The 19,210-nt window shown below is 38.6% G+C and carries 16 protein-coding genes; 6 read left to right on the forward strand and 10 right to left on the reverse strand.

Going from position 1 to position 19,210, the window contains the following annotated elements; genetic code table 11:
* Positions 1 to 84: 84 nt before the first annotated feature.
* On the forward strand, positions 85 to 390 hold the full coding sequence (locus B2X72_RS01095) for an FtsB family cell division protein (RefSeq protein ID WP_075993394.1): 306 nt from the start codon (positions 85 to 87) through the stop codon (positions 388 to 390).
* A gap of 86 nt (positions 391 to 476) precedes the next feature.
* Here the strand turns inward: B2X72_RS01095 and B2X72_RS01100 are convergent, their stop codons facing one another.
* The gene (locus tag B2X72_RS01100; protein ID WP_201667767.1) at positions 477 to 1,187 is read right to left on the reverse strand and encodes a DUF4397 domain-containing protein; all 711 of its coding nucleotides are present in this window, start codon (positions 1,185 to 1,187) and stop codon (positions 477 to 479) included.
* Between the two features lie 328 nt (positions 1,188 to 1,515).
* Here B2X72_RS01100 and B2X72_RS01105 point away from each other — a divergent pair, with 328 nt between their 5' ends.
* Positions 1,516 to 1,884 (forward strand): YkvA family protein, encoded by a 369-nt coding sequence (locus B2X72_RS01105; RefSeq protein ID WP_201667768.1) that lies wholly within the window; start codon positions 1,516 to 1,518, stop codon positions 1,882 to 1,884.
* A gap of 54 nt (positions 1,885 to 1,938) precedes the next feature.
* Here B2X72_RS01105 and purH read toward each other — a convergent pair whose 3' ends face one another.
* The 6 genes from purH to B2X72_RS01135 form a co-directional block, all read right to left on the reverse strand.
* Complete coding sequence (gene purH / locus B2X72_RS01110) at positions 1,939 to 3,465, reverse strand: bifunctional phosphoribosylaminoimidazolecarboxamide formyltransferase/IMP cyclohydrolase (protein ID WP_286848088.1); 1,527 nt, start codon at positions 3,463 to 3,465, stop codon at positions 1,939 to 1,941.
* Between the two features lie 122 nt (positions 3,466 to 3,587).
* Positions 3,588 to 4,226 carry a uridine kinase family protein gene (locus B2X72_RS01115; RefSeq protein ID WP_075993390.1) on the reverse strand — a complete coding sequence of 213 codons (639 nt, stop codon included), beginning with the start codon at positions 4,224 to 4,226 and terminating at the stop codon, positions 3,588 to 3,590.
* 32 nt (positions 4,227 to 4,258) lie between these two features.
* Complete coding sequence (locus tag B2X72_RS01120; RefSeq protein WP_286848089.1) at positions 4,259 to 5,182, reverse strand: LysM peptidoglycan-binding domain-containing protein; 924 nt, start codon at positions 5,180 to 5,182, stop codon at positions 4,259 to 4,261.
* Between the two features lie 11 nt (positions 5,183 to 5,193).
* Positions 5,194 to 5,949, reverse strand: coding sequence for a hypothetical protein (locus tag B2X72_RS01125; RefSeq protein ID WP_286848090.1), 756 nt, complete (start codon positions 5,947 to 5,949; stop codon positions 5,194 to 5,196).
* A gap of 160 nt (positions 5,950 to 6,109) precedes the next feature.
* On the reverse strand, positions 6,110 to 7,702 hold the full coding sequence (locus B2X72_RS01130) for a hypothetical protein (protein ID WP_286848091.1): 1,593 nt from the start codon (positions 7,700 to 7,702) through the stop codon (positions 6,110 to 6,112).
* A gap of 70 nt (positions 7,703 to 7,772) precedes the next feature.
* On the reverse strand, positions 7,773 to 8,966 hold the full coding sequence (locus tag B2X72_RS01135; protein WP_286848092.1) for a hypothetical protein: 1,194 nt from the start codon (positions 8,964 to 8,966) through the stop codon (positions 7,773 to 7,775).
* A 178-nt stretch (positions 8,967 to 9,144) separates the two neighbouring features.
* Between B2X72_RS01135 and proS the strand changes: the two genes are divergently transcribed.
* From proS to agaR, 3 genes are all read left to right on the forward strand, one after another.
* Positions 9,145 to 10,617: a proline--tRNA ligase gene (gene proS, locus B2X72_RS01140; RefSeq protein WP_286848093.1), complete on the forward strand. Its 1,473-nt coding sequence runs from the start codon at positions 9,145 to 9,147 to the stop codon at positions 10,615 to 10,617.
* Positions 10,618 to 10,686: 69 nt separating this feature from the next.
* Positions 10,687 to 11,421, forward strand: a complete 735-nt coding sequence (locus B2X72_RS01145; RefSeq protein ID WP_286848094.1) for a GDP-L-fucose synthase — start codon at positions 10,687 to 10,689, stop codon at positions 11,419 to 11,421.
* A gap of 222 nt (positions 11,422 to 11,643) precedes the next feature.
* Positions 11,644 to 12,405, forward strand: coding sequence for a transcriptional repressor AgaR (gene agaR, locus B2X72_RS01150; protein WP_153848702.1), 762 nt, complete (start codon positions 11,644 to 11,646; stop codon positions 12,403 to 12,405).
* A gap of 106 nt (positions 12,406 to 12,511) precedes the next feature.
* On the opposite strand, the gene B2X72_RS01155 is transcribed toward agaR, so the two are convergent.
* The 3 genes from B2X72_RS01155 to rpoN form a co-directional block, all read right to left on the reverse strand.
* Positions 12,512 to 13,588: an agmatine deiminase family protein gene (locus B2X72_RS01155; RefSeq protein WP_286848095.1), complete on the reverse strand. Its 1,077-nt coding sequence runs from the start codon at positions 13,586 to 13,588 to the stop codon at positions 12,512 to 12,514.
* Between the two features lie 90 nt (positions 13,589 to 13,678).
* On the reverse strand, positions 13,679 to 14,554 hold the full coding sequence (locus B2X72_RS01160) for a carbon-nitrogen hydrolase (protein ID WP_286848096.1): 876 nt from the start codon (positions 14,552 to 14,554) through the stop codon (positions 13,679 to 13,681).
* Between the two features lie 80 nt (positions 14,555 to 14,634).
* Positions 14,635 to 16,101, reverse strand: coding sequence for an RNA polymerase factor sigma-54 (rpoN, locus tag B2X72_RS01165; RefSeq protein ID WP_286848097.1), 1,467 nt, complete (start codon positions 16,099 to 16,101; stop codon positions 14,635 to 14,637).
* 383 nt (positions 16,102 to 16,484) lie between these two features.
* Between rpoN and B2X72_RS01170 the strand changes: the two genes are divergently transcribed.
* A complete protein-coding gene (locus B2X72_RS01170) occupies positions 16,485 to 18,878 on the forward strand; it encodes a penicillin-binding protein 1A (RefSeq protein ID WP_083663678.1) in 2,394 nt (797 codons plus the stop codon).
* Positions 18,879 to 19,210 lie beyond the last annotated feature (332 nt).

The raw sequence follows: 19,210 nt of genomic DNA on the forward strand, positions 1-19,210 counted from the left end.
AAAATTAAATGTAAATTTAATTAAAGATGTTCAACTTTTGAAGAAAATATCCTAAGTATAAAAGCTAAATAGTATTTTTGTCTTATGCAACGATTGTGGTCTTTAATAAGAAATAAGTATTTGTTAGCCGCTTTGGCTTTTCTCGTGTGGATGTTATTTTTTGATCGAAATGACTTTGCCACGCAGTACAGTTATCAAAAGCAGAAAGCAAATTTGGAAAGTGAACGCTCCTTCTATCTGAAGGAGAATGCCGCCATCATTAAAACAATTAACGATATTCGATCAAATCCGCAAGAAGTGCAACGTATTGCTCGTGAGAAGTATAAGATGAAAAAAGATAATGAGGATATTTATGTGATTACTAAGGTAGCAGCTAAAGAGAATCATTAAGATCTACAGTATCGTATAAAATGAAAAACAACGGCCATCATGTTTACATGACGGCCGTTGTTATAAAGTATATAGATATGGGTATTTTAATTTGCGGCTTGCGCTACTAAACCAATGTATAATGGTTTCTTTTCATCATTAGCTTTGCCTATGAGTATTAATGAATAATAATAGCCTTCAACCAATTTAATGTCGCTGCGTGTTGCGATTGTTTTCCCCGCTTTATCACGAGCTGTTACAGTGAATGTGCCACTTTTTTGAGCGATAAAGCCCTGATGAGCACTTGCAGAATTCTGTGTTTCTTGTGCTCTATTTGTCCATTCTGATGGAGAAGCCTGATCGCCTATTTTAAGGCTAACTAAATCCGTACCTTCAGCAAGATTAAAGAAGCGTAAACCAGACTCTGTATTTTTGATGTCTTTATTGATTCGATCTGTAGTGATCACCTGTACGGGTTTGGATTTCGTTCCAAATAAAAAGGATGTATATATGGTGCTGTCTTTGATTGTTACAGTTGTATCCGTTAATTTAGTGTTATACTCAGCGGAAACTGTAATTTTACGTGCTCCTGTAAATAAGCCAATTTGAGCATAACTCTTGAATCCCAGTGGATAATTGGGGTTTTGAAGCGAACCTCCGTCTGCGAAATATATAACTGCATTCGCATCAGTGTATCCATTGACCATGGTAAGCAATGCAGCAGGAATTGGCTGATCATCATTATCTTTTAGACAGCTTGTTAGAAAGAAGGCCGCTAAAGCAATAGCAATAAAATTAAATAATCTATAGTTTTTCATAACCGTGTAATATTAAAATCTGTTTTTGTGACTCACATTGCGCTTGTGTTGTCTATTATACGGAGATGACTGACACTTTGCTACAGCGATTTGTAAAAATAATAAAAATCCATATTCAGACTCGTTTTTTATTCCGATAGCCTTTGTAAGCCAGTTTTTAAAGATGGTGGTTAATCGGATCGGCAGCAGATGAATATGGTTCCTAGGCAAAATTTAATCAGTTTGAGGGGTAGGATTTGCCTATGCTTGATAAGCAATCCGATTTTGATGTGAGTTTCGTTGAGCGCGAGGATTTGGATTGTTAAACTAGTAATCCTAATTTTGAAGTATGAACAATAGAATCAAAAGAATTGCGAAGGGAATGTTTGAGCAGTTTAGGCATCGTAAAATTACGGAATCTGAATTTGTACAGGCGGAAGCAAAAGCGAGGAATCTAGGGAGCTATATGGACGACTTCAACGTATTAATTGCGATGTGTAAGGACACAATTACGGGGAAGTATAAAATGGATAAATGGAATTTATCGATTATTATCGGAACGATACTTTATGTGGTTTCGCCGATTGATGCGATTCCTGATTTTATTCTCGTGGGTGGGTGGATAGATGATGTGGCTATTGTTGGTTATGCCATTCGCAAACTTAGCGCTGAGATGGAACAGTATAAGCGTTCAAAGTTTCCTGTAGAAGCGAGATAAATAAAAAAAGCTACTTTAGAAAAGTAGCTTTTTTTATTTATTATTGAAGTTCAACTAGTGCTTAAAGTGTCTAACACCTGTTGTTACCATGGAGATTCCTTTTTCATTGGCCATATCAATTGATAACTGGTCTTTGATTGAACCACCAGGTTGCAATACCGCCGCGATACCAGCTTCTGAAGCAATTTCCACACAATCAGGGAAAGGGAAGAAGGCATCTGATGCCATCGCACAGCCTTTAAGGTCAAAACCGAAAGAAATTGCCTTCTCAATAGCTTGTTTCAATGCATCTACACGTGAAGTTTGCCCTACACCTGAAGCTAACAAAGTGCCATTTTTAGCAAATACGATTGTATTTGACTTGGTGTGTTTTACAATTTTGTTCGCAAAATAAAGGTCCTCCAGTTGTTCTGCAGTTGGCTGTACTTGTGTTACTGTAACCATTTGTTCAGGTCCTTCAATCGTATTGTCTTTATCTTGAAGAATGACGCCGTTCAATAAAGTTTTGAACTGTTGTTCTGGCAATGTAACCTCTTTACGAACCAAAATAATTCTGTTTTTCTTTGCGGTAAGTATAGCGATCGCTTCTTCAGAATAAGAAGGTGCAATCAACACCTCGAAGAATAATTTATTGATCTCTTCAGCTGTTGCAGCATCAACTTGACCATTCGTTATTAAGACTCCACCGAAAGCTGAAACAGGATCACATGCTAAAGCATCTAACCAAGCTTGTTTGATTGTTGAACGGGAGGCAACTCCACAAGCATTCGTGTGTTTTAAGATCGCGAATGTAGGTTCTGTGAATTCATCAATCAAAGCAACGGCAGCATCAACGTCAACCAAATTGTTGTAAGATAACTCTTTACCGTTTAATTTATCAAACATCTTATCTAAATCGCCGAAGAAAACGCCCTTTTGGTGTGGGTTTTCACCATAGCGCAACACCTGCGCTTTTTGCTCAGATTGTTTAAAAACCTGAAGCGGATTTTCTTGATTGAAATGGTTGAAGATTGCCGTATCGTAATGCGAAGATGTATTGAATGCACGTTTAGCAAATTCTTTACGTTGTTCCAATGACGTATTACCTTCTTGGTTTGCTAGTATTTCTTCCAATTCTTTGTAATCATTTTTGGAAGAGATAATAACAACATCGTTAAAGTTTTTAGCGGCAGCGCGTATCAATGAAATTCCACCGATATCTATTTTCTCGATAATATCTTGCTCGGATGCACCGGAAGCAACAGTTTCTTCAAAAGGGTACAAATCCACAATAACCAAATCGATCTCAGGTATTTCATACTGAGCAAGCTGTTGTTGATCCGACTCAAGCGGGCGGCGCGCCAAAATACCGCCAAATACTTTTGGATGCAATGTTTTTACACGGCCTCCTAAAATAGAAGGGTAGCTGGTGAGGTCTTCAACTGGAACAACATCTATACCTAAATCTTTGATAAATGTTTCTGTTCCACCAGTGGAATAGAAGGTAACACCGTATTTGTTTAATAATTCAACTAAAGGAGCAAGGCCGTCTTTATAATAGACTGAAACCAATGCATTTTTAATCTTTACAGGATGGTTCATTATGATGGATTTGTTTCGTGGCGCAAAGATAGGTATTTAAAATCTTGATACCAATAAATCAAGTACTTTAAATAGAAAGGAGAATCTGTTTACGAGATTCTCCTTTCTACATTGTTTTAATTTTATACCAAATTGAGCTTTAATTTTAGCTCTTCAGAAATTTGGTTGGTGATATCCCAGATTGGTTCTGGTTCATCGGTATTGTTAAATATGACCTGATCGCACGTATCCTGATAAGGAAGTAGGTACTCGTTGTAGGATGGTAGTACATGGTTTATCCATTTGTACATAACATCATCTTCAAAGTAGCCCCGTTCAACCAGATCGCGGTGTAGACGTCTTCTTAATGCGATATCCTGATCAGCGCTTAAAAATATCTTATGATTGATTAAATTGTTAATTTCCGTATAATAGAAAATGAATAGGCCCTCAATAATTAAAATTGGTGCCGGTTTAATCTCTAGTATTTTGGGTGTTAATGAAGGGTTGTTAAATGTATACTCTTCTTTATATATTGTCTCACCGTTAAAGAGTGCCTTGATATCTTTATAAAAAGCATCTCTGTCTATTGATGTCGGAATATCGAAGTTATAGAGCCTATTTTCCTCCTGGGTTTTAGTATTGGCAGGGATGTAATAATCATCTTGGGAAATTAAGGTCACCTCATTAGGCTTAAAATGTTTTAAAAAACTATTTAAAAAAAAAGTCTTTCCAGAGCCACTACTTCCGGCAATTCCTATGACATACGGTTTGTTATTCATTCTTACTATGCTATAAAAGCTATTTTATTCTGTTAATTTTCTAGCGGTAATCCATACGCAATTTCGACCTGGAAGCGTTTATCAAGTGCGCCTATGCTTGCGGCGGCAGACTTTGACAACACGACAATTGCATTTTGGTTTTCGGCATTATCATTAAATTTACCGACCACTTTTGCGTAAGTAACACTTTTGGTCATTGGGTTGGTAATTTTTAGAATAGTACCTACTGGCGCGCTCTTATGAAGAGCAAGGTTGCTGGTCCCTTGAGATGAAAGTCCATCAATCCACACGCCAATACCACGTTCGGACTTCTCGCGTATTCCGTAGCGGTTTGTTGAAATTTGATTTTCTTCTTTATCGTCATCGTCTGTAGAATCAGGCGTTACAATTTCGATTCCTTTAGGTTCAACTAATTTTGGCCGTTCAGGAGGTAGGGGCTGATTGGGGATCATAAGCTTCATTCCACCACCAATAACGTTATTTTTTAAATTGTTCGCTTTTTTAATATCTTCAACAGAAATACTGAATCTTTTAGATATGGCATAAAGGGTTTCTTTCTCACCAACGATATATTCCGTAAAACCTTCTTGCTGTTGCGGATTACGCGGGTTTTGCACTGCCGTATTTCCACGGTCGTTGCTTACTGTTGATTTCGCTTTTCGACCTGTCGGAATCTTAACAATTTGCCCCAGGCTTAATGTTCCATTACCATTTATTTGGGTCAATTGGCCCACCGTTGTTTTATACTTTTTACTTAACTGGTAATAATTGTCTCCTTTTTCAATTTTGAACAACACGTATTCTTCACCATTGATTGCTTCAGTTCCTACTGAATCAGGGATAAAATTAGTACGTAAAGAAGTTGAATTCTTTGCTTCAACTTGTTGAATAGCTAATATCGCGATGGATAGAATAGCTATCTTTTTATATGTTTTTAATTCGAATAAAACTTTCATATATTTTGCAATTATACTAAATACGAAACAAACTCCCGTTTATTATCTGTCAAAAGGAATATTTGTTCGTGAATAAGAAAATAAATGTTGAAGAGCTTTAGTTCCAGCTCGGAAACTGCAATAATAGACTCTGTCAATTTTTCTCTTGTGGATTGCACTAGCCTGATTTGATAACGATTGTTTCTGTCTTTTTCATAGAAAGCCCAAATAAAGTAGTCATTCACCGTATTTATCCAGATTTCACCATCAATTGGGAAGTCCTTCAAAAAAAGGGGAATTTCACCATTGTAGATAATAGGATAGACGAGCTCGCTGGCATAAGGTTTAAAGGGAATTTTATTTTTGCTTTCAATCGACATCGATTGGAGGTTCAAAAATAATTGGAAGCCTTCTGCTATTACTTTTGGTCTAATAAGTACGCCTTGATCAGTCATACCGATGAATATGTAGTTGAACCAGGTTTCTTGAAGCTGTGGATTGTAGCAATCAATTACCTGTATGCCTGCGTCGATAGGTGAGTTATTGGCAATCTTCTTAAGTATTAGTTTTTTGCATTGAATTCCAGCTAGGACCCACTCTTTGGCTATAGCCTTGAAGTCTTGTAATACGTAAGTTCCTTCAAAAGTGACTACATTAAAATAGGGCAGAGTATCGTCTGGGTTTCTGGTCTCCACAGCGATCAATTTATTCTCCGCATCGATTTCTATCCGCCAAATGGGGTATGTAAAAATGAAATTGAATGCTTTTGAAATTGTGTGATTTGCCATGTAATTTTCAATCCAAGGGGACAAACTTAGATAAAGTTACCTTTATATACAAGTATAATCACGCGTAAACTAATTTTATCGTGTTTTATGTTTGTTTTCTGCTATTTTTTCTCAAAAAAAAAGTCCAGACATCGCTGGACTTTTTTGAGAAAAATATAGTTTAAAATTTTGAACCAATTGTTAGTACAACATTAGTCCGTTGATTTTTTATGTCTGCTACTGGACTAGCATTATTCCAGTAGTTCTCATTAATCAAATATGGGCTTTCTTTGTAGTTGACTGCATTATACGCACCAGTTAAATCAACATACATGCCACGGCCAAGTTTAGCGCCAATACCTAAAGATGCTGTATAATTCGTATAGTCTGCATTTTTATAGGGGTTGCCACTGTAGTTGAAACCAGCTCTTCCACTGAATACATTGTCAAACATCACTTCACCACCAATTCGGGCATTAAATGCACCTTGGTAAGTATCTTTGATGTTTTGGTTCATGTTCTTTTCTAACGTTTTACTGTAGTTTCCTACATCTTTAAAACGCATAGCTGCATAGTCTACCCATTCGACATCAGCGGTTATTAGTCCTCTTGAAAATAATTGACTCGCCCCAAGAGACAATTTATAGGGCGTATTCATATTATACTCCAAGTAACTGTGCCCTGCGTCATCACTGGTTCTATACTCTTTAAATGATTTGTCTTCATTTGGTCTGAAGTAACGGAACTCAGAATTACTATATGATTCATCCCGGATGCTCATAAATGTAGGTGACTTAGCGGTGAATCCCATGCTAAACGTTGGTGTAAATTTATAGATTACCCCAAGTTTAAAGTCGACACCGGTACCATCAGTGGCTTGCGCATAATCATCATATAATTCATAATCTTTATCCAACATGGCATACTTTTGGGCATTGGTTGGTTTTAAAAATTCTGAATCTTTGTTGATGGCTTTTAATTGGTCGGCCGTCATTGTTTGACCATATTCTGTAAACCAGCTGGAATTGTCGTAGCTAAACGCGGTGAAACCTAAAGAGGCTCCTAAATACAATTTGTTACTATAATTGGCCCCAAATGACAATACAGATTCGGATTTACTACCTTTTTCTAGGATGGAATTTACTTGATTAAAACCATTTTTTCCATCAAAAGTTCCGCCGACAGTAATCGGAATATAGGCGCCTGCATTTTTGGGGTCTACGTCGAATAATAAAGAGTTGTTATAGACTTCCTGACCCCAACCTTGTGTTCCTCCGACGTCCGAAAGACGGTCTGAATAAGCATCTGATATCGAACTTGTATTATTTACTCCTCGATACTCTAGCAGGTTGTTAAAGACATAATTGCGGTTGTAAGCAATACCAACATTAAAATTCAACCAGCCCCTATCCAAGTTGCCTCCATTGCGGTAAGTTGGTAAGTGAAAAACGATTCCAGCATTATCTAAGTTGAAATTATTCTTGCTGCTGTTTGAATTTTGACCAAAATAGTCGGTTTTGTTTTTATTGTTAAGGTACCTGCCAGTTACTGATACATCAGACTGATTAAAGTAACCCAAACCTGCAGGGTTACTCGTAATTGAACTTATATCTCCACCTAATGCAGTTGAAGCATTTCCCATGGCTTTAAAACGAGCTGTTCCGCCATTGTCCCCTTGGGAGAATAAAAGTACATCTTTCGTATATTGCGCTTGAGTAGTCCCTGCTGCACCTAAAACGAATGCAGTTCCAAAAAGTAATTTTTTGATTGTCATATGCTAAAATATCGTCAATAATAATCAGTAGCACACAAGATGCTGTATGCTACTGTTTAAATGCTTTTAACTATCGAGTACGTCCTCCACTTGATCTTGAGCTACCGCCTCCGGAGAAGCCTCCTCCCGAAGATCTAGAACTACCACCTCCAGAAAAACCACCACTAGAGCGGGATGATGAACCACTATCATAGCTTCTTGTTGGCGGAGTATACGATGGTCTTGACGTTGAGCTTGGGTTGCTGGAACGTGTTTCCATCGAACGGCTCATTGGACGAGATACTTCACCTGAACTGTTTCGTGATCTGGAATCATTATTATAATATCCGCTAGAGGTGCTCCGTGTGTTGTTTGGATAGGAACCATTGACTCTATCTGAGGTTCTTGAACGCATACCGTCTGAGTAAGCTCTATTTGATACACCATCCGATGTTCTTGTTCTTCCTCCAGTTCTATCGTATGATGAGCTCCGTGACGATACTGTGCCATCAGAATTTCTTGATCTGCTAGCAACGGATGTAATCCTTCCTCTAGAATCACGTGCTACGCCGGTACGGTCATATCCTCCAGAATTTCGAGCAACGCTGTTGCGGTCATATCCACCTGAAGTTCGAGTTCTTGAGGATGAACTACGTGTGTTATAGTTATCTCTGTATACAGATCTACTTGATGCATACCGTGGTCTTGAGTTACCCCAGGAACCACCGCCCCAGTAACCGTTTCCGTACCAACCAGATCCCCAGTAGCCGCCGCCATACCAGCCATCCCAAGGTCTGTAACCGCCATACCAAGGAGATCCCCAGCCCCAGCTAGATCCCCAACCCCATCCGAGGCCGATAGACCAAGATGAACCCCATCCAGAGTTCCATCCCCATCCCATTCCGAACGATGGGCCGTATCCGTACCAACCGCCGAAACCATAACCATACCATGGATCAAAAAATGGGTCGAAATACGTCATGCCCGGACTAGCGTAATAGAAACGGTTGATACGATTGGCATATTCAAGATCTTCATAGGAATCATTGTTGTAATCCTGATCAGAATATTCGTCATCATAGTAACCGCCTTGCGCTTGCCCGTTTGGTTGGGCCTGATCTGCATCTGTGTAATAGTAATCTGGGCTTTGATAAACCTTTTGTCTAGCTTGCCCATTATTGCCATAGACATCGTCGCCATAGATTTGCCTACTTGTACCGCAGGAACCAAGCATGAACGCTCCTGTTATGGCAAGTGCTCCGATAAATAATCTATTTTTTTTCATAATATCCTAAATCCTTATTTTCGATTATACAGCCTTATTTACTATCTTAGACGCAAATTTCTCAAGGGGGTTTAATCGAAGTAATCAAAAATACAAATATTTTTTATTGAACGCTTTTCGTATTAGAATTACAGACGAGATTTAACGTAATAATGTTACAATAATTTATCAATTTCATATGAGTAAAGGAATAACAAGTCGTGCTGAAGATTATTCACAATGGTATAACGAGCTTGTGATTAAAGCTGATCTAGCTGAAAATTCAGCTGTACGAGGCTGTATGGTGATCAAACCATACGGATACGCTATCTGGGAAAGGATGCAAGCGATCTTAGATAAAAGATTTAAAGAAACAGGTCATAGCAACGCTTATTTCCCTTTATTCATTCCCAAATCATTTTTTTCTAAAGAGGCGGCGCATGTGGAAGGTTTTGCTACGGAGTGTGCAGTGGTAACACATTATAGATTAAAAAATGATGGTACAGGTAAGATCGTCGTGGATGAAGACGCGAAATTGGAGGAAGAGTTGATCGTGCGTCCGACTTCCGAAACGATTATTTGGAACACCTATCGCGGATGGATTGAATCTTATCGTGATCTTCCAATTTTGGTCAATCAATGGGCGAACGTTGTAAGATGGGAAATGCGTACACGTCTTTTCTTGCGTACTGCAGAGTTTTTATGGCAGGAGGGCCATACAGCCCATGCAACAAGAGAAGAGGCTATTGAAGAAACGGAACGTATGCTTGATGTGTATGCTGAATTTGCTGAAAATATTTTAGCTTTGCCTGTTGTACGTGGTAGAAAAACAGAAAACGAGCGTTTTGCGGGTGCCTTGGATACGTATTGTATTGAAGCATTGATGCAGGATGGAAAAGCATTACAAGCAGGAACTTCTCATTTTCTTGGCCAAAACTTTGCAAAGGCGTTTGACGTGAAATTTACTTCTAAAGAAGGTAAATTGGAGCATGTTTGGGCGACATCCTGGGGTGTTTCTACACGTCTGATGGGCGCATTGATTATGGCTCACTCAGATGATCAAGGATTGGTATTGCCGCCAAAATTAGCACCAATTCAAGTTGTCATCGTTCCGATTTTTAAGACTGAAGAAGAAAAAGCGCAAATCGATGCTTTTGTGAATCAGTTAACCAATGAATTGCGTGTGAACGATATATCGGTAAAATACGACGATCGGGACACACAACGTCCAGGTTTTAAATTTGCAGAATGGGAGTTAAAGGGTGTTCCTGTACGTGTAGCTGTTGGAGCGAGAGATATGCAAAATGGTACGGTAGAATTGGCGCGTCGTGATACTCAAACGAAAGAAACGGTCGTTCAGGAAGGCTTGGCTGGTACTATTGTACAATTGCTAGATACCATACAAGAAAATATATACCAAAAAGCGTTAAATTTCAGGACATCTCATTTTACTGAGGTGAATTCTTATGATGAGTTTAAAGAAGTATTGGAAGGTAAGGGCGGTTTTATCTCTTGTCATTGGGATGGAACAACCGAAACGGAAAAACGTGTAAAAGAAGAAACCAAGGCAACAATTCGTTGTATTCCTTTGGATGCGAAGGAAGAGGAAGGTATCTGTATCTTTACAGGGAAACCTTCAAGTCGGCGTGTACTGTTTGCAAAAGCTTATTAATAGTGTTGTCGTAATATGAGGATACTCATTTTGGGATGCGGTTGGCTCGCAGAATCTTTTGCGATACATATGAAGCATCAAGGCCATGAGGTTTGGGCTAGTACAACAACATCTGAAAAATACCATCGGCTTAAAGCTGATGGTATTTTTTCGTTTATTTTAGACTTTGATTATGAAAATTTTCCAGCACAGGTAGATTTACCTACTCAATTTGACTTCGTATTAAACAGTATACCGGCAAGTCAGAAAAATAGTGTAGCTATCCTTGAAAACAGATTTTCGAATATCAAATCATTTTATGCGCATATGACATGGAAGAAACAAGTCTTCCTGAGTTCTATTGGAATTTATCCGGACAAAGATGGCGTATTTGATGAATCCTATGCAGATACAACCAAACTTTCATCAAAACTCTTGCTTGCTGAAGCAAGTATGTTGGGATTGGATGATACTATAATTTATCGATTAGGAGGTTTGTTTGGTAAAAATCGTGTTTTTGCCAAATATTTTTCCGAACGTATTTGTACGACGGGGGAACAGCCCGCCAATTTTGTTCATATCGATGATGTGATCAGACTGTTAGAGGCAGCATCTTGCAATGCGCTTAAGCATACTGTATACAATGTTGTTGCTCCCTTACATCCTAAGAAAAAGGATGTTATTCTAGCTTCGGCAAAAAAACATGGTTATGCTTTGCCGCTTGCGTTCGAAGCTGCGGATGCGACTCAAAAAATAGTTAGCGGAAGATTACTTCTAGAGGAACTTGATTATAAATTTGTCCTGCCTGATCCTTTGCAATTTTAATTCATTTTTCTTTTTAAAATAAAAATGAATTTATGATTGTCAGCGTGAAAAAATTAAATAATTTCATTATTTTAACATCAATTCTACTAAGGGAAATTTAAGTAGAAAGTCATATTTGTTGAAATTTATTGATATCGATGGATTTTTTCAAGATATCGACATATTCCTTTAAACAAACCGATAATAGATTTAGTATTTTAACAGCTTATTATAAATAGAGCCATGACAAATGTAGAAAGACATCAATATATCTTAAAACAATTAAAGGAGGTCGGCGTAGTTCAGGTAATTGATCTATGTGAGGAATTGGGCGTTTCCTCTGTAACCATTCGGAAAGATTTGACCTTGTTGGAAGATAGTGGATTGTTGTTTAGAACGCATGGCGGGGCAACACAATATAATCCTTATACGACTGACCGTACAGTATTTGAAAAAGAGAAGCTTCGTTCGGACGATAAAAGCCGGATCGGAAAAAAAGCGGCTGAAATGATTGAGGAAAATGATTCAATCATTATAGCTTCAGGAACGACTATGCAGTCGCTGGCAAAGCAGATCATTCCTAAAGGAAATATCACTGTAGTAACTTCGGCATTGAATGTTGCGATGGAATTGATCAAATATCCTTCGGTTGAAATCATGCAGATGGGTGGGACGCTTCGCAAGACCTCAACATCAGTAACGGGAAAGTATGCAGAAAATTTATTGCATGATTTTTACTGCAGTAAATTGTTTCTGGGAGTCGATGGTATTGATCTGGAATACGGCGTATCAACTTCGAGTGCGCAGGAGGCACAATTAAATCGCATTATGATCGATACGGCTCAAAAGGTTGTTGTACTAGCAGATTCGTCTAAATTCGGACGGCGAAGCTTCGGGCGGATTTGTGGTTTTGATAAAATTGATATATTAATTACCGATGACAAAGTAAATACAAGCTTTGTGGAATCGTTAGAAAAAGCTGGCGTAAATGTTATTGTTGTTTAACTCAGCTTAATTAAAACTCACAACGGAGCTGCTTATTTTTATCATAAAAAATGTCCCCAAAGAGTGTTTAACTATTTGGGGACATTTTCTTTATGGATAGCTTTTTTTAGCTCAGCGCCGGCTCTTGCTGGCTTAAACAGTGGAAACTTCCCAGCCCCCAAATAATGTCGACGGAATTTATTCCTATGACTTTACGTGTAGGGAAACAGCCTTGGATGATATCCAGCGCCCTTTGGTCATTTTTATCGTTAAAGATCGGTACAACAACGACATCGTTTGCAATGTAGAAATTAGCATAAGAAGCCGGTAATCTTGTTTCGTCATAGATGACCGGTGCTGGCATTGGGAGCTCAATGATATGCAGAGGTTCTCCATTTAAGAGTCTAAATGAACGAAGTGTTGCTAGATTTTCTTGAAGTATCTCATAGTTCTCGTCTGTTGGATCTGCCTCCACAACCGTTAAAACGGTGTTTTCGTTGATGAAACGTGTAATATCATCAATGTGTCCATCTGTATCGTCTCCAACGATACCGTCTCCAAGCCATAAAACCTGTTCCTGACCGTAAAATTCTTTCAAGTAGGTTTCTATTTGTTCTTTTGTCAGGTGTGGATTTCGGTTTTCATTCAATAAACAAGCGGTTGTTGTCATGATTGTTCCTGCGCCATTAAACTCAACTGAACCGCCCTCCATGACGATATCAGGGGTATACAAAGGAAGGTTAAATTCTTTGGCAATACGCGTAGGAACGACGTCATCCAGGTCGAAAGGAGGGTATTTTCCACCCCAGGCATTATAGCCCCAGTCGACAACTGCTTTTTGATTTGTAGCCTGGTTAATAATAAAAGCGGGACCGTGGTCTCTACACCAAGCATCGTTAGTCGGATTAAAATAGAATTCGATATTGCTAAAATCTGTTGTTACTTCTTTAAGCGCGGTAATAGCAAAATTTTGCATTTCCTCGTTAGCGACGTTAATCCTTACTTTTTGCCCTGCTGCTACGACTTTAATAAATTCGCAATAGGGTTTGTATATTGTTTCGATCTTCCCAGGCCAGGATTCCTCTTTATGTGGCCAGCTCAACCATAAGGCTTCTTGTTTTGCCCATTCTGCGGGAAATGAGAAGCCCTGTTGTTTTGGGGAATTGTCAAAATATTCCTGTGTGAATGTCTTTTTTTGTTCCATACTTATTTTAATGGGATTAAAAAAAGCCATTTCAGTTCGTTTCAGCACAGTTGTGTGCGTTCGAAACCGAAATGGCTAGAATATCCGATATTAGTCTTCGTCAATAAAACGTTTGATGATCGGTGCGTATGTTTCGATTCTTCGGTCTCTCAAAAATGGCCAATGTTTTCTGAAATAGTCTGATTCATTTAAGTCCAATTCGACGACTTCAATTTCTTCTTTGTCATGTGAGGCAAGATAAAGCAATTTACCCTGTCCATTTGTTACGAAGCTTCCACCCCAGAATTTCATTGCGCCATTTTGCTCAAATCCTACGCGATTAACGGATACAACAGGAACACCATTTGCAACGGCATGGGAGCGTTGTATTGTTTGCCACGCATTATATTGATCTTTGTTGGTTTCTTCATCTTGGTCTGTTGCCCATCCAATAGCTGTAGGGTAGAATAAGATTTCTGCACCCATTAATGCGGTAATTCGAGATGCTTCAGGGTACCATTGATCCCAGCAAATTAAAATGCCTATTCTTCCAAATTTTGTTTTGAATACTTTGTAGCCTAAATCTCCTGGGGTAAAATAGAATTTTTCATAAAATGCAGGATCATCTGGGATATGCATTTTGCGGTATTTTCCTAAATAGGAACCATCTGCATCCAATACAGCGGTTGTATTATGGTACAGTCCCTCTGCTCTTTTTTCAAATAATGAAGCGATAATTACGACGCCTGCTTCTTTAGCAACAGCCGATAGGGCGTCCGTCGATGGGCCGGGAATGGATTCAGCCAGTGCGAAATTGTCGTAATCTTCCACATCGCAGAAATATAAAGAGGTAAATAGTTCTTGCAGACACACAATTTGCGCACCTTTTGCAGCGGCTTCTTTTACTTTAGCGATAGCTTTTTCGAGATTCTCTTGTTTGCTTGCGGTACAGCTCATCTGTACAACTCCAACTTTTACTTTGCTCATTCTTTAATGCTTATTTTAATACAGCACAAAGATACTATTCTTAATTTGGATTTGGTCTGTGGGAAAAACAAAAAGAGCTCTTAGAGCTCTTTTCGTAATCTTGCCACAGGAATATTCAATGCTTCCCGATATTTTGCCACCGTTCGCCGCGCAATATTGTATCCTTTTTCTTTTAGGATCTCAGTTAGTTTCTCGTCAGCCAAGGGTTTCCGTTTATTTTCTTTTGAGATGCATTCCTCCAATATTTTCTTAACCTCTTTATTGGATACTTCTTCACCAGAATCAGTCTGGATCGCTTCAGAGAAAAATGATTTTAAGAGAAATGTTCCGAATTCTGTTTGCACGTATTTTGAATTTGCTACCCGCGACACCGTAGATATATCCATATCGATTTTGTCGGCGATGTCTTTCAATATCATTGGTTTTAACTTACGATCATCACCAGTGAGGAAATAATCATATTGGTATTCCATGATTGCATTCATTGTTTTTAGTAAGGTTTGTTGACGCTGTTTTATTGCATCAATAAACCATTTGGCTGAGTCAAGTTTTTGTTTGACGAATTGCACAGCCTCTTTCATTTTTTTATCCTTTTGATCCGATTTCTCGTAATGTTCAAACATGTGTTGGTAATCACGACTTATGCGGAGCTCAGGCGCATTTCGGCCATTTAAAGTCAAATGCAGTGTTCCATCATTATTGCTGATATGGAAATCCGGGATAATATGAAGCTGTTTGCCCGCGACTGCACCAGAATCTCCTGGTTTAGGATTAAGTTTTAGGATCTCGTTGACGACGTTTTTTAAATCCTCTGATGAAACTCCTAAAGATTTTTCTAATTTATCATAATGCTTTTTGGTGAATTCTTCAAGGTAATTCGCTACGACTTTAATAGCGAGTTTGATTGCGGGATTTTGTGTGTCTTTTTTTTGTAATTGGATCAATAGGCACTCTTGCAGATCTCGTGCTCCAATTCCCGCAGGCTCAAAATCTTGAATTACTTTTAGCATGTCTAGAACTTCCTGCTCATCAGTCATTACATTTTGACCAAAAGCTAGGTCGTCGACAAGATTGATTATTGGACGGCGTAAATAGCCGTCGTCATCTAGACTGCCAATGATTTGTTGGCCAATTAAAAAGTGCTTGTCATCTAAAGCTAAAAGGTCTAATTGTTGTTGTAACTGCTCATAAAAGGAGTGCTGAATAGCAACGGGCATTTCTTTCCGGTCGTCATCGTCGTCTCCGTAGTCATAGCCATTGCCGTAATCTTTGAAATCGTCTTCCTGGATGTAATCTTCTAAACTAAAGTCTTCTGAGTCAAATCCATCTTCATTGTCAAAATTATCGTCTGGATCTTTATCGGGATACTCTTCTATAGGATCGGTCATATTAGTCAAGCTACCATCTTCTAACGCAGGGTTTTCTTCTAATTCTTCCTTGATTCTCGCATCTAATGAAACAGTCGGAACCTGCAACAATTTTATAAATTGTATTTGTTGCGGGGACAATTTCTGTAATAGCTTTTGTTGTAATGTTTGTTTTAACATGCTAATAGTTGACTTTTTTACATCTAAATTTAAACAAATATCATTATTATTTTAAAATAAAATCGATAATAAATAAAAAATGGGTATAATATTTGTGGAACGCGGGAGAATTTATGAACAAATTTGAGACTGGGCTTGTTTTCTCCATACCGGGCTGTTCTTATTTAGTCGTCGTTGTAATTTCCAAAATCCATCCTTTCGAATTATGTCGTATTTTACAGTTCTTTGGCGGGTGTTTTTTATTGTTAAAAAATGTAAATAGTTGATTACAGCGATTTATTTAGTTGTATATTTAGCCCCTGAAAATAGATAAAAAGGCATATTGGACGGGCGTAAAACCTTTTGCTGGTCGGATGTGTTGAATATAAGATAAATTTCCATTTATGTTTAAACGTATTAAGAATAGGATTCTTCGTTATCTCCTTATAGCAATATATTTTATCATTATATTGGTGTGTGCTATACAATTGAATTTTCTGTGGCTCTTTGGTTATTCTCCGACAAAAAAGGATATTGTTATGCCCAGTGTGAATATCTCCACGGAATTATACACGGCAGATAGTGTTTTAATTGGTCGTTATTTCGACGAGGATAGAAATCCAATTCCATTTGATAGCATTCCGAAGTCTGTTACTAATGCGTTGATAGCAACTGAGGATGTGCGTTTTTATAGTCATAATGGTGTTGATTTTTTTGGTCTAGGGTCAGGTATTATCTCTACATTAAAAGGGGATAAGCGTGGTGCAAGTACAATTACGCAACAGTTAGCTAAAAATCTTTATCGTACACGTTATAATAAGGCCGGTGGATTGTTGACGCGTCTTCCCGTCGCGGGCTTGGTGATCACGAAGTTTAAGGAGTGGATGACGGCTTATAAATTGGAGCAACGTTATTCCAAAAATCAGATATTGGAGATGTATTTAAATACGGTATCCTTCAGTAATAATGCCTATGGGATTGAAACTGCTGCAAAGCGCTATTTTTCAAAAGGAGCGAATCAATTGAATCAGACCGAAGCTGCTGTTTTGATTGGCATGTTAAAAGGTACGACTTTATATAATCCTATTCGTAATCCCGAAAATGCTTTTGTGCGAAAAAACACCGTTTTAAGTCAAATGTATAAAGGTGGTTTTCTGAAAAAAGAAGAGTATGATAATCTGGTTAAGGAGAAGATTGTTTTGAATACAAATAGTCAAGATCTTAATGCGGGTGGAGATTCTTACTTACGTGCTGCAGTAGCTAAGTGGTTGGAAAAATGGTCTGAGGATAACAATTATGATATCTATACAGACGGTTTGAAAATTTACACGACGATAAATTCTAAACTTCAAAAGCATGCTGAAGAGGCTGTGGCGAAACAAATGATTGAATTACAGCAACGTCTAAATAACACCTGGGAGGGACAGGAGCCTTGGCGTGATTTATCAGGTAAAGTTATCCCCAACTTCCTGGATAATTTGGCAAAGAAAACTCCTTATTATGCTTTTTTGAGTAAGAAATATGCAAATACCCCTGATAGCATCAATTACTTTCTGAATAAAAAGAAGAAGATCGAAGTTTATAATTGGAAGGATGGCAGTAAGATCGAAAAGGATATGTCTACAATGGATTCTTTGAAATATTATGCCATGATGTTAAATGCAGGCATGATGTCTATGGATCCGTATTCGGGTGAAATTAAAGCATGGGTGGGTGGGATCAACCATCAATATTTTAAGTATGATCACGTGATGCAGGCGAAGCGACAAGCGGGGTCTACATTTAAACCTTTTGTATACTTGGCTGCCTTGGAGTCAGGGATGTCTCCATGTGATAAGATTACCGACAAGCCTGTTACGATCAAGATTGATAAAGGGGATTCCGTGGAGATATGGGAACCTAAAAATGCAGACTGGAATTTTTCCTATCGTGAAATGTCGTTGCGTCATGCAATGGCACGTTCCATCAATTCGGTTACGGTTCAGTTAACTGACATGGTTACGCCTGCGAAAGTTGTTGATGCGGCACATCGTTGTGGTATCACAAGTAAATTAAATCCGGTTGCCTCTGTGGGGTTAGGGCCTAATGATGTTTCTGTTTTTGAAATGGTGAATGGGTACTCGACGATGATGAATCACGGTGAGCGTGTCACTCCTTTATTAGTGTCTAAGATCGAAGATCATGATGGTAATGTTATTGCTACTTTTCAGGCGGAGCGCAAACAAGTGGTGGATAAGCAAGATGCCTGGTTGATGACGTATATGTTGCGTGGTGGTATGGAAGAACCTGGGGGTACATCTCAGGGATTGTGGGAATGGGATTTATTTGATAAGGAAAATGAAATCGGCGGAAAGACAGGTACTTCTTCGGAATATGTGGATGGCTGGTATATGGGGGTGACCAAAGACTTGGTTACAGGTGTTTGGGTTGGTTGTGACGAGCGGAGTATTCACTTTAAAAATTCTCATTCGGGAGAAGGTTCTCGTACAGCATTACCGATATTTGGGGTATATATGGAGTCTGTTTATAAAGATAAACAGTTGGGGTATACGCAAGGTAAGTTTCCTAGTCCTACAGTTGAAATTACGAAATCTTACAAGTGCGAAACTCCGCGTTATAGTGATCCAGAGCCAGATCAGAGTGATTCCACACAGGTAGAAGAGCCCGCTGATGAAGGATTTATCGGACCTGAGGAAGAGGGAGCGGAGCATCCTGTTGAGCGTAATCATGAAGGTGCTGATAGTGGAACGAGTAGCGAAGGGTCATCCTCGTTGGAGGAGGTTGGTAGTCAAAACTGATACTACTTATTAAAGAGGATTCTATCTAAAAAATAAAGATGGCCGCCTAGTTTAACTAAGGTGGCTTTTTTTATGCTAGGCTGCGTGGTTGGAATCTCTCTTGGCGAACGCTTGGTGTTGCTGTGGAAAAAGATTATTCCAGTTAGGGTTGTATTTACGAATGAGCCGTTCGACTTGCATGGTTGTAAAATGTTGTAGTTCGCTTATTCTCTTATTGGCGGTCTCTGAATTCGTGAAAGATTCTGTGTAGATTATTCGATTTAAACTGGGGCCTTGGTTGAAAATAAAACTATTGGATTGCTGTAATTCCATTACTGTACTAAAGATGTTGG

The organism is Sphingobacterium sp. UBA7253 (assembly GCF_002472745.1).
Lineage (GTDB): Bacteria > Bacteroidota > Bacteroidia > Sphingobacteriales > Sphingobacteriaceae > Sphingobacterium > Sphingobacterium siyangense.

What these genes read in the sequence shown, in the direction of transcription:
- B2X72_RS01095 (WP_075993394.1), top strand. Translation starts at nt 85, where the DNA reads ATGCAACGATTGTGGTCTTTAATAAGAAATAAGTATTTGTTAGCCGCT.
- B2X72_RS01100 (WP_201667767.1), bottom strand. Translation starts at nt 1,187, where the DNA reads ATGAAAAACTATAGATTATTTAATTTTATTGCTATTGCTTTAGCGGCC.
- B2X72_RS01105 (WP_201667768.1), top strand. Translation starts at nt 1,516, where the DNA reads ATGAACAATAGAATCAAAAGAATTGCGAAGGGAATGTTTGAGCAGTTT.
- purH (WP_286848088.1), bottom strand. Translation starts at nt 3,465, where the DNA reads ATGAACCATCCTGTAAAGATTAAAAATGCATTGGTTTCAGTCTATTAT.
- B2X72_RS01115 (WP_075993390.1), bottom strand. Translation starts at nt 4,226, where the DNA reads ATGAATAACAAACCGTATGTCATAGGAATTGCCGGAAGTAGTGGCTCT.
- B2X72_RS01120 (WP_286848089.1), bottom strand. Translation starts at nt 5,182, where the DNA reads ATGAAAGTTTTATTCGAATTAAAAACATATAAAAAGATAGCTATTCTA.
- B2X72_RS01125 (WP_286848090.1), bottom strand. Translation starts at nt 5,949, where the DNA reads ATGGCAAATCACACAATTTCAAAAGCATTCAATTTCATTTTTACATAC.
- B2X72_RS01130 (WP_286848091.1), bottom strand. Translation starts at nt 7,702, where the DNA reads ATGACAATCAAAAAATTACTTTTTGGAACTGCATTCGTTTTAGGTGCA.
- B2X72_RS01135 (WP_286848092.1), bottom strand. Translation starts at nt 8,966, where the DNA reads ATGAAAAAAAATAGATTATTTATCGGAGCACTTGCCATAACAGGAGCG.
- proS (WP_286848093.1), top strand. Translation starts at nt 9,145, where the DNA reads ATGAGTAAAGGAATAACAAGTCGTGCTGAAGATTATTCACAATGGTAT.
- B2X72_RS01145 (WP_286848094.1), top strand. Translation starts at nt 10,687, where the DNA reads ATGAAGCATCAAGGCCATGAGGTTTGGGCTAGTACAACAACATCTGAA.
- agaR (WP_153848702.1), top strand. Translation starts at nt 11,644, where the DNA reads ATGACAAATGTAGAAAGACATCAATATATCTTAAAACAATTAAAGGAG.
- B2X72_RS01155 (WP_286848095.1), bottom strand. Translation starts at nt 13,588, where the DNA reads ATGGAACAAAAAAAGACATTCACACAGGAATATTTTGACAATTCCCCA.
- B2X72_RS01160 (WP_286848096.1), bottom strand. Translation starts at nt 14,554, where the DNA reads ATGAGCAAAGTAAAAGTTGGAGTTGTACAGATGAGCTGTACCGCAAGC.
- rpoN (WP_286848097.1), bottom strand. Translation starts at nt 16,101, where the DNA reads ATGTTAAAACAAACATTACAACAAAAGCTATTACAGAAATTGTCCCCG.
- B2X72_RS01170 (WP_083663678.1), top strand. Translation starts at nt 16,485, where the DNA reads ATGTTTAAACGTATTAAGAATAGGATTCTTCGTTATCTCCTTATAGCA.